The sequence below is a fragment of the Xaviernesmea rhizosphaerae genome (assembly GCF_001938945.1).
Lineage (GTDB): Bacteria > Pseudomonadota > Alphaproteobacteria > Rhizobiales > Rhizobiaceae > Xaviernesmea > Xaviernesmea rhizosphaerae.
Map to the genome: position 1 here is coordinate 124,464 of NZ_MKIO01000030.1, position 13,773 is coordinate 138,236.

Annotated in this window: 11 protein-coding genes; 6 read left to right on the forward strand and 5 right to left on the reverse strand. The window is 65.5% G+C overall.

Annotated elements, in window-relative coordinates; genetic code table 11:
• Positions 1-16 precede the first annotated feature (16 nt).
• On the reverse strand, positions 17-1,303 hold the full coding sequence (locus BJF92_RS12930) for an NAD(P)/FAD-dependent oxidoreductase (protein WP_075635159.1): 1,287 nt from the start codon (positions 1,301-1,303) through the stop codon (positions 17-19).
• A gap of 8 nt (positions 1,304-1,311) precedes the next feature.
• Positions 1,312-2,745, reverse strand: a complete 1,434-nt coding sequence (locus BJF92_RS12935; RefSeq protein WP_075635234.1) for a glutamine synthetase family protein — start codon at positions 2,743-2,745, stop codon at positions 1,312-1,314.
• A 156-nt stretch (positions 2,746-2,901) separates the two neighbouring features.
• Here BJF92_RS12935 and BJF92_RS12940 point away from each other — a divergent pair, with 156 nt between their 5' ends.
• The 3 genes from BJF92_RS12940 to BJF92_RS12945 all read left to right on the forward strand — a co-directional run bounded on the left by BJF92_RS12940 (position 2,902) and on the right by BJF92_RS12945 (position 7,714).
• Positions 2,902-4,167, forward strand: a complete 1,266-nt coding sequence (locus BJF92_RS12940) for a BaiN/RdsA family NAD(P)/FAD-dependent oxidoreductase (RefSeq protein WP_075635160.1) — start codon at positions 2,902-2,904, stop codon at positions 4,165-4,167.
• A 198-nt stretch (positions 4,168-4,365) separates the two neighbouring features.
• The gene (locus BJF92_RS25575; RefSeq protein WP_158032225.1) at positions 4,366-4,518 is read left to right on the forward strand and encodes a hypothetical protein; all 153 of its coding nucleotides are present in this window, start codon (positions 4,366-4,368) and stop codon (positions 4,516-4,518) included.
• A gap of 667 nt (positions 4,519-5,185) precedes the next feature.
• Entirely contained in the window at positions 5,186-7,714 is a 2,529-nt protein-coding gene (locus BJF92_RS12945; RefSeq protein ID WP_075635161.1) for a methyl-accepting chemotaxis protein, read from the forward strand.
• Here the strand turns inward: BJF92_RS12945 and BJF92_RS12950 are convergent.
• Positions 7,671-7,991, reverse strand: a complete 321-nt coding sequence (locus BJF92_RS12950; RefSeq protein ID WP_143524019.1) for a hypothetical protein — start codon at positions 7,989-7,991, stop codon at positions 7,671-7,673. The two genes, BJF92_RS12945 and BJF92_RS12950, sit on opposite strands and share 44 nt — an antisense overlap.
• A 95-nt stretch (positions 7,992-8,086) precedes the next feature.
• On the opposite strand from BJF92_RS12950, the gene BJF92_RS12955 reads away from it, so the two are divergent.
• Entirely contained in the window at positions 8,087-8,977 is an 891-nt protein-coding gene (locus BJF92_RS12955; protein ID WP_075635163.1) for a LysR family transcriptional regulator, read from the forward strand.
• A 123-nt stretch (positions 8,978-9,100) separates the two neighbouring features.
• Here BJF92_RS12955 and BJF92_RS12960 read toward each other — a convergent pair whose 3' ends face one another.
• Both BJF92_RS12960 and aceA read right to left on the reverse strand, forming a co-directional pair.
• Positions 9,101-9,337, reverse strand: a complete 237-nt coding sequence (locus BJF92_RS12960; RefSeq protein ID WP_075635164.1) for an SMc00767 family acetate metabolism repressor — start codon at positions 9,335-9,337, stop codon at positions 9,101-9,103.
• Between the two features lie 167 nt (positions 9,338-9,504).
• Positions 9,505-10,794 carry an isocitrate lyase gene (gene aceA / locus BJF92_RS12965; RefSeq protein ID WP_075635165.1) on the reverse strand — a complete coding sequence of 430 codons (1,290 nt, stop codon included), beginning with the start codon at positions 10,792-10,794 and terminating at the stop codon, positions 9,505-9,507.
• Positions 10,795-11,032: 238 nt separating this feature from the next.
• Here aceA and BJF92_RS12970 point away from each other — a divergent pair, with 238 nt between their 5' ends.
• Positions 11,033-12,445: a helix-turn-helix domain-containing protein gene (locus tag BJF92_RS12970; protein WP_075635166.1), complete on the forward strand. Its 1,413-nt coding sequence runs from the start codon at positions 11,033-11,035 to the stop codon at positions 12,443-12,445.
• Between the two features lie 151 nt (positions 12,446-12,596).
• Positions 12,597-13,688, forward strand: coding sequence for a polyamine ABC transporter substrate-binding protein (locus BJF92_RS12975; protein ID WP_075635167.1), 1,092 nt, complete (start codon positions 12,597-12,599; stop codon positions 13,686-13,688).
• Positions 13,689-13,773: the final 85 nt, after the last annotated feature.

Sequence of the window (13,773 nt, forward strand, 5' to 3'; positions counted from 1 at the left end):
CAGAAATTGCTGCGCCTCAGAGCCTGTCGCGTAGGGCATACCAGCTCAATGCGACGAACAAAAGCACGGAGCGAAAGTGCCGGCCGCCGGGAAAGGGTGGTACAGGAAGATCCTTTAAAAGATCGAGCTCATGCGAGCCGCCCAGCACGGATTGTGCATAAAGGCGGCCACAATAATTGGCGAGCATGACCCCATGGCCGGAATAGCCGCCGATCGAGGTGACGCCGGGCATGACCTCACGCACGAAGGGCCGGCGCGGCAGGGTGATGCCCACGGATCCGCCCCAGGCATGGGTGATCGCCACATTCTTCAGCTGCGGATAGACCTCGGCGATCTGGCCGCGGATCGGGCCGGCCAGATCCGCCGGGCTGTCGGCGGTATAGGCCTCGCGCCCGCCGAACAGCAGCCGCCCGTCGGGGCTCTTGCGGAAGTAGCGCACCACGAATCGGCTGTCGGCCACCGAATGACCTTCGGGCAGGATCTCGGGAAAGCGCGCGAGCGGCTCGGTGGCGCCGATGAAGGAGCGGATCGGCATGACATGGTTTGCCGTCACCGGCTCCAGCGCCTCGATATGGGCGTTGCAGGCGATCAGCACCCGGTCGGCACGGATCGTGCCGTGGGAGGTTTCCACCTCCAGCTTCGTGCCCTTGCGCTGCAGGCGGGTGGCACGCGTCTGCTCGTGCAGGGCGGCACCGGCGGCAGCGGCGGCGCGTGCAAGGCCGATCACCAGCTTCATCGGCTGGATGTGGCCCGTTCCGCTGTCTTCCACGCCCAGCACATAATGGCGCGAGCCGAGCTTCGCCTCTGTCGCCTCGCGGTCGAGATAGCGCACATGCGGATAGTCGTAGCGGTTGGCGAGCGTCTCGACGAAATGCCGGTAGTCGCGCTCATAGGCCGCCTTGTGCGTCACCGAAAGGTGGCCGGGCCGGTAGTCGATGTCGAGCGCCTGGTCGCGGGCGAAATCCAGGAGCGCCTTCTTGGCATGCTCGGCCATGTCGAACAGCGCCTTGGAGCGCTCATAGCCGAGCAGCTTTTCCAGCTCGTCCACCTCGTTGCGCTGGCCGGTGCCGAGCTGGCCGCCATTGCGCCCCGAGGCGCCGTCGCCGAAGCGACAGCCGTCGATCAGCACCGTGGCCACCCCCTGGGAGGCCAGATGCAGGGCGGCATTGAGCCCGGTGAAGCCGCCGCCGATGATGGCCACATCGGCGCTGCGGCTTCCCGAAAGCGGCGGATAGGCGGGGCGTGGCCCTGCCGTTTCCTCATAGAGCGAGATTCCGGGCGAGATCGGGGACTGCCACGCCATCGCCGCCCTCACACGTTGAGGAGCAGGAACTCGCGCTCCCACGGGCTGATCACCTGCATGAAGGTCTCGAACTCGCCGCGTTTGATGCCGCAATAGATGGCGATGAACTCGGCCGAGAACACCTCCGCCAGGTCCGGCTCCGATTCCAGCGCCGAAATGGCTTCGAGCAGGCCGCGCGGCAGGTCGATGGTCTTGTCGTTGACCGTGTCGTCGGATGGCGCGGTCGGCTCCAGCTGCCTGACCATGCCGAGATAGCCGCAGCCGAGCGAGGCGGCGAGCGCGAGATAGGGGTTGGCGTCGGAACTCGGCAGCCGGTTCTCCACCCGCCGGGCCGAGGGCTCCGACACCGGCACGCGGAAGGCCGTGGTGCGGTTGTCATAGCCCCAGGCATTGTTGACCGGCGCCGACATATCCGGCGTCAACCGTCGATAGGAGTTGACATAGGGCGCGATCATCGACAGCGCCTTGGGCATGTAATGCTGCATGCCGCCAATGAAGTGGAAGAACTCCTTCGAGGCCGATCCGTCCGGATTGGAAAACAGGTTGCGCCCGGTGTTGATCTCCACCACCGACTGGTGGATGTGCATGGCCGAGCCCGGCTGGCCCTGCATCGGCTTGGCCATGAAGGTGGCGAAGATCCCGTGCTTGAGCGCCGCCTCGCGGATCGTGCGCTTGAACAGGAAGACCTGGTCGGCCAGCTCGATCGGATCGCCATGGCGGATGTTGATCTCGAGCTGGGCGGGCCCCTCCTCGTGGATCAGCGTGTCGATCTCCAGGCCCTGCTTTTCCGAGAAGTGATAGATGTCGTCGATCAGCTCGTCGAACTCGTTCACCCCGGCGATGGAATAGGCTTGGCCGCCATTGATCGACCGGCCCGAGCGGCCCTTGGGCGGGCGCAGCGGATAGTCGGGGTCGTCATTCTGGGCGACGAGATAGAATTCGATTTCCGGGGCCACCACCGGCTTCCAGCCGCGCTGGCGATAGAGCGCCAGCACGTTCTTCAACACGTTGCGCGGCGTATAGGGCACGTCCTCGCCCTTGGAGCCCGCAATGTCGCAGATCACCTGCGCCGTCGGGTCGCTCTCCCAGGGAACGATGGACAGAGTGGACAGATCCGGCACCAGCTTGATGTCGCTGTCGCGCGAATCATAGCGGAAATCGCCGGTCTCATCGGGATATTCGCCCGAGATCGTGTGGCGATAAAGCGCGGAGGGCAGGGCCAGCGAGGTGTTGGAAGTGAATTTCGAGCTCGGCATCATCTTGCCGCGCGGCACGCCGGCAATATCGGGCGTGATGCATTCGATGTCCTCGACGCCGCGGATCTTCAGCCAGTCTGCCGCCTCCTTCCAGGTCCTGACGCCACGGGCGGATTGAAGCGCGATCGGAATGTCGTGATCCTTCTCCGGGTCCTTCGTTTTGTCGTCGGGGGATGTCAGTGGCATAAAGTCCTCAAGAGGCCGTTTCGGATCGCCGATCATAACCGGTGCGGCGTCTTTGGCTATGGCCCTTGTGATCGCGGCTGTGAAAAGAGCAGCGTCATGCGGCCTTGCTCCTCTTTGGCGGATCTGCCAGAGCGGGCGCGAAACGGGAACGGAGCGATGAAGAGCGTGCGCGATCATTTCGACGTGGCGGTTATCGGCGCGGGCGCGGCGGGGATGATGGCGGCGATGACGGCCGGCCAGCGCGGCCGCCGCGTCGTCGTTCTCGACCATGCGCGTGCGCCGGGCGAGAAGATCCGCATTTCCGGGGGCGGGCGCTGCAATTTCACCAATCTGCACACGGCGCCCGCAGCCTTCCTCTCCGCCAATCCGCATTTCGCCAAGTCGGCGCTTGCCCGCTACACGCCGCGTGATTTCCTCGCCCTGGTCGAGGCGCGCGGCATTGCCTGGCACGAGAAGACGCTCGGCCAGCTGTTTTGCGACGGCAGCGCCCGCCAGATCGTCTCGCTCCTGACCGATGGCATGGCCGAGGCCGGGGTGGATCTGCGCCTCGGCCGGACGATCGAGACGGTCACGCGCCGCGAGGAGGGCGGCTTTGCCGTCGAGTGCAGCGATGGGCGTGTGACGGCCACGGCGCTGATCGTCGCCACCGGCGGCAAGTCGATCCCGAAGATGGGCGCCACCGGCTTCGGCTACCGGCTGGCGGAAAGCTTCGGCCTGCCAGTCCTCGAGACCCGGCCGGGCCTGGTGCCGCTGACGCTCGATCCGCAGCAGCTGGCCGGCTTTTCCGATCTCGTCGGCGTGGCGCTGCCCGTGCGCGCGCTGGCGCAGGGCGAGCTGTCCGAGGCGGGAGAGAAGGGCGACACCGGCAGGAAGAAGGACAAGCGCCCCGCCTTCCGCGAGGCGATGCTCTTCACCCATCGCGGGCTCAGCGGCCCGGCGATCCTCCAGGTTTCCTCCTACTGGCGCGAGGGCGAGGCCATCACGCTCGATCTCCTGCCGGACACCGATCTGATGGCCCATCTCAAGGCCGCGCGGCGGCAGGCCGGCCGCCAGCAGTTGCGCACCGTTCTGGCCGAGCTTCTGCCCAAGCGGCTGGCGCAGATGCTCTCCCCCGCGCTCGCCGCCGCCGCCGGCCGCGCGGAGGAGGCGATGCTGGCCGATTACGGGGATGCGGCTTTCGCGGCCGTGGCGCGCGTCCTGCAGGGTTTCTCGCTAAAGCCCGCGGGTTCGGAGGGCTATCGCACCGCCGAGGTGACGCTTGGCGGCGTCGATACGAGGGCGCTGAATTCGCGCACGATGGAAGCGCAGGCCGTGCCCGGCCTCTATTTCGTCGGCGAATGTGTCGATGTCACGGGATGGCTGGGGGGCTATAATTTTCAATGGGCCTGGGCATCCGGCTTCTCCGCAGGCCAGGCAGCCTGAAATTTCGCTATTGGCTTTGAAACGCCATACACGTCATCTTAAATTTCTTGCGTGACGCTGAGAGAACGCCGCCCGTGATTCGCCCTTGAGACAATCGTGATCGGCACGAGTGGACGTTCTTCGCGGATGCGACATGTTTGATCTGGCGAAGCAGCACGAACAGGTCTATCTTCAGGTTTTGAACGAAAGGATATGCCCATGCACCCCAATCGCCGTCGTTCAACCGCCCGTGCCATCGCGATCGCCAAGAGCGAAGATGCCGGACGGCAGACGCTGATCCTGGCAGTTTCTCTCACGCTCGCCGCCGCCACCGGTCTGGCCGCTCTCGCCCACGCTTTCGCGCTGATCTAAGCGGGTCGCTTTCAGCCCGATCATCTCGAGCCGAACATCTCCGGCTGTGCCCTCGCGGGCGTTTCGCATGAGGCGGATCAATCCTCTTCGCGAGACAGGTATTATGCGAGAATTTCAAAACTTTGGTGACAGGCGCAATAGGGCGCCGGTTCCCCCTCCGTCAAGAGCGCGATCGGCAGCAACAGGCATTTCCCTGTGAATGATCGCCCTGGACCGGAAGGTGCCTACCAGCCCTGACAGGCCCCACATAAAGACGCTTGGCACGGCCTGATGGTGAGCCTCGACCGTGCTTTGCCAAATGGGGCAATGGCCTTGCAGGGCAGGGCCGTATGGCGCGCAGCATTGCCGGCGGGCGAGGCCTGTCCGGCGCGGTCGATCCGCAGCGCGACCTCTGATGATCATCGCCGCATCCCCGGTTCGTGTGGCCGTTTCTGGCCCTCCTTAGGGGTGAAGACCCTAGCCGCCTGCAACGTAAGATTCCTTTTATGAAACCTTTAACGAACGCTCTGCTAGCCTTCGGGTCATGGCAGAGGATCCGGTTTCAGGCATGGCGCGGGGCGCCATAGCGGGACCGCTTGCCCCTCTGCCACGCTTTTTCATCGATCCTGTCCGCGCAGTCTGCGCGATGTTGAATGCCTGGGGTCGATCAGGGATGGGGACACGTATCATGTTGATCGACAAGGTTCTGGCACGGTTCAAGATCCAGACCAAGGTCACTCTGTTGGTCGCGCCGTTCGTCGTCGGCATCACCGTCGTCGGCGCAACCGGTCTATACGCCACCAGCCTTCTGCAGGCGCGGATGGAAACCTCCAACAGCATCCTGCAGTCGCTGAGCGGCTTCAAGGATGTCTATGGCGGCATGAGCCATTTCCTGCGCGAGCCCTCGGCTTCCGCCCGCGATGCGCTGTCCGGCACGCTGGCCACCCAGCAGGCCGTGCTGAAGCAAACCATGACGACGGTGGAGGAGGAGGCGGGTCGCGCCGGCCTGCAGGCCGCGATCGATGACAGCGGCAAGATTGCCGGCAGCATCGGCGATCTCTGGACGCTTTATGAGAACGAGACCGAACTCCACCGCTCCATGACCGCATCGCTCGGCAATCTGCTCGGCGTTCAGGTGAAGATTCTGGAAGAGGCGACCAAGATGGAGCGCTCGGTGCGGCAGAACGAGGAGGCCGCCAAGAGCCTCCTGCGCGAAGCCGACCGGCTGACCTCCGCCGCCGATCTTCTGAGCGACGTGATGAGCGCCTATGCGCGCGCCGCCACGCCGCAGGACAAGCTGGCGGTGGTTGAAGCCCGCTACGGCGATCTGACCAAGGTTCAGCGCAAGATCGCCTCCGCCCTTCCGGCGGCCCAGAAGGCCGTGGCCGAAACCTTCAAATCGACGCTCGGTGAAATCAACGCGCTGATGGAGCGCAAGGACACGAGCCCCGAAACCGCCGATGCGATGTCGCGGCTGATCGGTCGTTTCCGCCAGAGCGGCGCGCAGTTCCTGACGGCCGCCAATGTGAAAATGCGCGATGCTACCGTCACCTTCGGCAAGCTCGATGCGCCGCTCGTCAAGGCGAGCTCGGTGCTCAACCAGACGCGCAAGCTCGTCAGCTCGGTCTATTCGATCCGCATCGCCGCCGCCGGCTTTCTCGAAAAGCCGGACCAGTCCGGCCGCGAGCGCCTGCTGCGGGAATTCAAGGTGGTCTCAGGCGATATTCAGGGGCTGGCCAGCAGCGCCGGCGACCTGGATTTCTTCCGCGATCTGTCCGGCTCGATCAAGCCGATCCTCGACAGGATGGAATCCGACAGCCTTGCCCTAGTGACGATTACCGACAAGCGCATGGCACAGTTCACCGCCGCCGCCGGTGAGATCGACGGGATCTGGACCAAGCTGGCACGCTTTGCCGACAGCCAGAAGATGGCGGCCGAGACGGAGCGCGTCTGGGCGCAGCTCGTCTCGCTGATCGTGATTGCCGCCGGTGTCGCCCTGGCGCTCCTGGCCGGTGCGGCGCTGGTGATGACGCTGAAGGGACCGATCGGCCGGATCACCGGCTCCATGCGGCGCCTGTCCGAGGGCGATCTGTCCGTCGGGATCGAGGGCGAGGGCCGTCGTGACGAGATCGGCGACATGGCGCGCGCGCTCGTGGTCTTCAAGGACAATGCGCTCGCCAAGACGCGCATGGAGGCGGAGGCCCGCGCCCGCAGCGCCGAGGCCGAAGCCGAGCGCGCCCGCAACGATGCCGAGAAGACCGAGATCGACCGGCAGATCGACTTTGCCGTCGGCGCGCTGGCGCAGGGGCTGGGCCGCCTGGCACAGGGCGATCTGACCGAAACCATCGCCACGCCCTTCCAGGGTCGCCTCGAACAGCTGCGCGTGGATTTCAACGGCTCGCTGCTGCGGCTGCAGGATACGCTGGTGCAGATCCGGGCCAATGCAATGGCGATCCAGAAGAGTGGCAACGAGATGCATGGCTCGGCCGATGCTCTGTCCAAGCGCACCGAGGCCCAGGCCGCCTCGCTCGAACAGACCGCCGCCGCTGTCGACGAGATCACCGTGACCGTGCGCTCGTCCGCCGCCCGTGCCCAGGAAGCGCATGTGGCCGTGGACGAGACGCGCCGAAGCGCCGACAGCTCGGCCGCCGTGGTCGCCGATGCGATCGCCGCCATGGGCCGCATCGAGGATGCCTCCAACCAGATCCAGCAGATCATCGAGGTGATCGATGAGATCGCCTTCCAGACCAATCTTCTGGCGCTGAATGCGGGCATCGAGGCCGCGCGGGCCGGCGAGGCGGGCAAGGGCTTCGCCGTGGTCGCCCAGGAAGTGCGCGAACTGGCGCAGCGTTCGGCAAGTGCCGCGCAGGAAATCAAGGCGCTGATCGGCAAATCCACCGCCGAAGTCGGCGTGGGCGCGCAGCTGGTGCACAAGACCGGCGCGGTGCTCTCCGGCATCAGCCAGCAGATCGTCTCGGTCAACCACCATGTGGAATCGATCGCCACCGCCAGCCGCGACCAAGCCGCCGCGCTCAACGAGGTCAACGGCTCCGTCAACCACATGGACCAGATGACCCAGCAGAACGCCTCGATGGTGGAACAGACGACGCAGGCCAGCCGACGGCTCGCCGAACAGGCGGACACGCTGATGATGCTGGTGGAGCAGTTCCGCCTCAATGCGGATGGCACGGCCGCCCGCACGCGCCTGGCGGCCTGACGGTCGCCACCTGCTGCGCGATGCATCCCTCCCGATGATGGGGGCGCCGGCCGCTGGCCGACGCCGCAAGCTGATCCGCCGCCATCCTTTGCCGGCGCCGGCGGCGAAGCAACTGCCGCAGCCACAGCATCAGCCGGCGGGACAGGCGGGCGCGCCTGCGCGCCTGCGCAATCCTTCCCGCGATGATCTCCATCTCCGATGGCCCACGAAGCGATCTCTCGCGCAGGGTCTGGGTCTCGGTATCGATGATCTTGCTGATCAGGAACATGTCCATCATCGTTCGTCTCCGTTCGTGAGAAACCGGGAATGAGACGATCCTATTTTTCATTTTGCGGTTGACGTAGACCCAATTCGGCAGCTTGTTTTTCATCTATGAAAGACATCGACTGGGATCATTATCGCTGCTTCCTGCTGGTGGCGAAGAATGGCGGGCTGAGTGGCGCGGCGGCTGCACTCGGCATCAGCGCGCCGACGCTCGGCCGGCGGATGCTGAAGCTGGAGGAGCGGCTGGGCCGTGCCTTGTTCACCCGCAGCCAGACCGGCTATCGCCTGACGCAACACGGGCAGGAGCTGATGGAGGAACTGCAGGCGATGGAGGCCGTCGCCCGCAAGGTCGAGGGCTGGAAGACGGAGGGTGAGGGCAAAGCGGTAGTGCGCATCACGCTGGGCACCTGGATCGCCCGCCTCCTCAGCAACCACATCGGCGATCTGGTTCTCCCGGGGGAGAACATCCGTGTCGAAATGACCATCGGCGAGGTGCGCGCCAGTCTCAACTATCGCCAGAGCGATATCGGCATCCGCGCGGTGGAGCCGGAAGAGGGCTATCTGATCGCCCGCCCGGCCGGCCGCGTGGCCTATGCCGCCTATCGCCGGCGCAAGGCGGAGTGGGGCGGCCAGCGCTGGATCGCGGTGGATGCGCAGACGGCCAATTCTCCCTATCTGCGCTATCCCCATGACATGGCGCCGGAGGCGATCGTCGCCACTGTCAATCGTCCGCATGCGCTGCTCGATCTCGTGCGGGCCGGGGCCGGCCAGGCGCTTCTGCCCTGCATCGTCGGCGATGCCGAGGACGGGCTCGAGCGGGTGGGCGACCTCGTCGCGTCCTTGACGCACCAGCAATGGATCGTCACCAACAGCGAGGATCGCCACCGCCGCGCGATCCGGCTCGTCGCCCGGCGCATGGGCGCCGTGCTCGACCGCCACCGCGACCATCTGGCCGGCCACCATCCCCGCATGGCCCCGGCTGTTGTTCCGCAGGGCTGAATTCCGGTTGAACAGGGAAAGGCCGGCCCGATCCCTGGGGATGGCCGGCCCGGCGAAAAGCGGCGTCTGCTGGAGGCGCAGGAAAAGCTGGGGGCTTCCTGCCCCGGCGCCTGCGCGATCGTCTCAGCTCGCCCGCGTCAGGATGACGGGGATCATCAGGTCGCCCCATTGGCCGTCGCCACCATGGTGGCGGGCGGAGCGGACGAGCTCGACCGAGACGCCGGCCTCGACCGCGCGCATGACGGAATGGTTGAGCCGGTGCAGATCATTGGCCAGCGCGCGGATGGCCGACTGCTGGTCGTTGCTCATCGCGGAAGCCTGTTCCTCGGCGCGTTCCTTGACCCGGGTCTGGACGTTCATGGCATTTCTCCTCTTTTTTGAAACTTCGGGGTTCTTGATGGGGATGGTTGGGGCGCCATCCCCGGGGACAGATCGGGGATGGCGCAGACCCCTCTCGCTCATCACTGAGCAAAGTCTCCCTTGTCGGGCGGACCGGAGACGGCGGGGCAGGGATCGTCGGCAGCGGCTCACTCCGCCGCGGGGCGGAACTGGTCGTGCTCGGTGGATTCATGCATGGCGGTGGTGGAGGACTGGCCGCCGGTGATCGCCATGGACACGGCATCGAAATAGCCGGTGCCGACCTCGCGCTGATGCTTGGTGGCGGTGTAGCCGCGGACTTCCGCCGCGAATTCCGCCTCCTGCAGCTCCGAATAGGCGGCCATCTGCCGTTCCTTGTAGCCGCGCGCCAGCTCGTACATGCCGAAGTTCAGCTGGTGGAAGCCCGCCAGCGTGATGAACTGGAACTTGTAGCCCATGGCGCCGAGCTCGCGCTGGAACTTGGCGATGGTCGCGTCGTCCAGGTTCTTCTTCCAGTTGAACGAGGGCGAGCAATTATAGGCGAGCTTCTTGCCCGGATGCACCTTGTGCACCCCTTCGGCAAAGCGGCGGGCCTGCTCCAGATCCGGCTTGGAGGTCTCGCACCAGATCATGTCGCAATAGGGCGCATAGGCGACCGCGCGGGCAATGCAGGGCTCCAGCCCGTTGCGGATGCGGTAGAAGCCTTCGACCGTGCGGCCGGCCTCGTAATCGACGAAAGGCTGATCGCGTTCGTCGATGTCCGAGGTCAGGAGCTTGGCCGCTTCCGCATCGGTGCGGGCAACAACCAGCGTCGGCACGCCCATGACGTCGGCGGCCAGCCGCGCGGCGGTGAGGTTGCGGATATGGGCGGCGGTGGGGATCAGGACCTTGCCGCCGAGATGGCCGCACTTCTTCTCCGAGGCCAGCTGGTCCTCGAAATGGACGCCGGCCGCGCCCGCCTCGATAAAGGCCTTCATGATCTCGAAGGCATTGAGCGGCCCGCCGAAGCCGGCTTCGGCATCGGCGACGATCGGCGCGAACCAGGTGTCGACCGAAAGCCCCTTGCCCTCCTGCGTCTCGATCTGGTCGGCGCGCTGCAGCGTGCGGTTGATCCGGCGCGCGAGCTCCGGCGCGGCATTGGCCGGATAGAGCGACTGGTCGGGATACATGGCCGAGGCCGTATTGGCATCGGCGGCGACCTGCCAGCCGGAGAGATAGATCGCCTTCAGGCCGGCGCGGACCATCTGCATGGCCTGGTTGCCCGAGAGCGCGCCGAGCGCATTGACGAAATCCTCAGTGTTGATCAGCTGCCACAGCCGCTTGGCACCCATTTCTGCGAGCGTGTGGCGGATCTCGACCGATCCGCGCAGACGGCGCACATCCTCGGGGCCATAGGGACGGTCGATCCCGTCGAACCGGCCTGCGGGCGCACCGGGAACCAGCGTGTAAAAATCTGTCATGATCCTCTTCCTCCTGAAGTCTCGACGGCGGCTCCGGGTTGATTTTCGCCCTGAAGCGTCGCTCGTCTCTGTCGAAAGAGTTACAGCGGGACGGCCCTTGTGCAAATGGGAAAGAAAAGATTGAGGCTTTGAAAAGAGTTAGTCTGTCATTCTCTTGACAATGGCCGCTTGTAAGAATGTAAATATTGTAAAGCTTAGCTGTCAGGGGTGCTGTAAAGCTTTCGACGGAGGATTGATGATGAGCGAGGCCAAACTCTTTGCCGGTCCGCGTGTGCGGCGCATCCGCAACGGGCTGGGCCTGACGCAGACGGCCATGGCCGAGGGGCTGGGCATTTCGCCCTCCTATCTCAACCTGATCGAGCGCAATCAGCGGCCCTTGACGGTGCAGCTGCTCTTGAAGCTTGCCTCTGTCTACAAGGTCGATCTGGAGGGCCTGCGCGGCGAGGCGGGCGGCAGCGTGGCGGAGCTGAAGGCTGTCTTCGCTGATCCGCTTCTGGCGGGCGAGCTGCCGGGCGACCAGGAGCTGGTCGAGATCGCCGAGGCCGCGCCCAATGCCACGGCCGGCATCATCCGGCTCTATCGCGCCTATCGCGAACAGGCCGAACGCCTGCGCGACCTATCCGCCCTGCTCTCGGCCGAGGGCGGGGCGCTGGCCGGCGCCATCGAGACGCGGCTGCCGGTGGATGCCGTGCGGGATCTCTTCGAGAGCCGACCCAATGTCTTTCCCGAACTCGATACGGCCGCCGAGGCCTTCCACGCCACGCTCGATTCCGGCGACGAGCTGGCATCGGCCCTGAAGGACTGGCTGCGGCGCGAGCAGGGCGTTGCCGTGCGCAGCCTGCCGGTTCATGTCATGCCCGCCCACCGCCGCCGCTACGACCGGCACTCGCTGCGCCTGTTCCTGTCCGAGCGCCTGACGGCGGAGGATCAGCTGGAGGAGGTGGCGGCGGAGGTGGCCGGGCTTGCGCTTTCGGAAGCGATCGGCGGCGTGCTCGCCCGCCTGCCGCTGGAAGGCCCCGAGGCCCGGCGCATCGCCCGGCGCGTGCTGACGCGCTATGCCGCCCGCGCGCTGATCATGCCGCTCTCCGCTTTTCATGCTGCCTGCCAGCGGGCGCGCTACGATCTGGACATGGTGCGCACCCGCTTCCGCGCCTCGTTCCAGCAATGCGCCGAGCGGATGACCACCTTGAAGCGGCCCGGCCTTGCCGCGCCCGGATTCTTTCTCCTGGAGGTCGATCAGGCCGGCAACCGGCTGCAGGCGCGTGGCGCCGAAGGCTTTCCCCGCCAGCGTTTCGGTGGCCACTGTCCGAAGCTCGGCCTGCACCGCGCCTTCGCCCAGCCGGGCACGCTGCTCGCGGAGATTGTGGACGTGGCCGGCGGCGGCCGCTATCTGACGCTGTCGCGCACGGTGGAAGGACCGCAGGCCGGCTTTGGCGAACAGCTGCGCCGCACGGCCTTGCTGCTCGGCTGCGAGGAGGGTGGCGCTGGCGAAACCGTTTACGGAGCCGGGGCGCTGCTGAAGGTCGATGCGGGGCCGGCCTGCCGTCTGTGCGAGCGGCAGGGCTGCCTGGCGCGTGCGGAGGCGCCTGTCATCCGGCCACTCGGCCTGGACGAGCGCGTCAGCGGCCTGAGCAGTTTCGATTTCGAGTGACGTTTGAAAGACTTCCCGCGCAAAAGTGGAAAAGCGTGCGCCGCAGTGCGGAAAGACCGTTTGCGGCGCGCAAGGCCCTTGAGCTTATCCGGAAACCTGCCTAACTTTCGCCCCATCCGCCCGCCGTTCAACGCGATGCCAGGAAAGCGCCATGTCCGTGAAAGCCGCCCTTCTTGCCACTCTCCTGGCCGCCGCCTCGGCCGGCCTTGCCCAGGCGCAGGAGCGCGTGGTCAATATCTACAACTGGTCCGACTATATCGATCCGGCGATCCTGGAAGCCTTCACCAAGGAAACGGGGATCAAGACCGTCTATGACGTCTATGATTCCAACGAAATCCTCGAGAACAAGATGCTGACGGGCGGTTCCGGCTACGACATCGTCGTGCCCACGGCCGATTTCATGGCCCGCCAGATCGCCGCCGGCGTCTACCAGCCGCTCGACAAGGCCAAGCTGCCGAACCTTTCCAATATGTGGGACGAGATCATGAAGCGCGCGGCGCAGTATGATCCGGGCAACAAATATGCCGTCCCCTACATGTGGGGCACCGATGGCATCGGCTACAATGTCAAGAAGGTCAACGAGATCCTGGGCGAGGGCAAGCGTCCCGGCCTGGAGGTGATCTTCGATCCGGCCGTGGCCGCGAAGTTCAAGGATTGCGGCATCTATGTGTTCGACAGCCCGCGCGACGTGATGGGCGCGGCGCTGCACTATCTCGGCCTGTCGCCCGAGAGCAAGAGCCCCGACGACCTCGCCAAGGTCGAGGCCCTCTTGACCGCCACCCGGCCGAATATCCGCAAGTTCCACTCCTCCGAATATATCAGCGCGCTGGCCAACGGCGATATCTGCATCGCCATGGGCTATTCCGGCGATATGCTGCAGGCGCGCAACCGCGCCGCGGAAGCCAATGCCGGCGTGGAGGTGGATTATTCGATCCCCAGCCAGGGCGCGCAGGTCTGGATCGATTCCATGGTCATCCCCAAGGATGCGCCGCATGTCGAGGAAGCCCATATCTTCCTCAACTACATGATGCGCCCCGACGTGGCGGCCAAGGCCTCCGAATATGTCTTCTACGCCAATGCCAACAAGGCTTCGCAGGCGGTGATGAGCAAGGAGGTTCTGGAGGATCCGGCGGTCTATCCGGATGCCGAGCTTTTCGCCAAGCTCTACACCGTCACGGCCTGGGATGCGAAGACCCAGCGCCTGGCCACCCGCATCTGGACCAAGGTCATCACCGGCCAATAAGCCGTCTCTGCGGCGTCGCCTGACGGGCGGCGCCCTCGCCATTTCGACGTGCAGGCATGCCCGCTTCCATGGGCCTGCCCGCCTC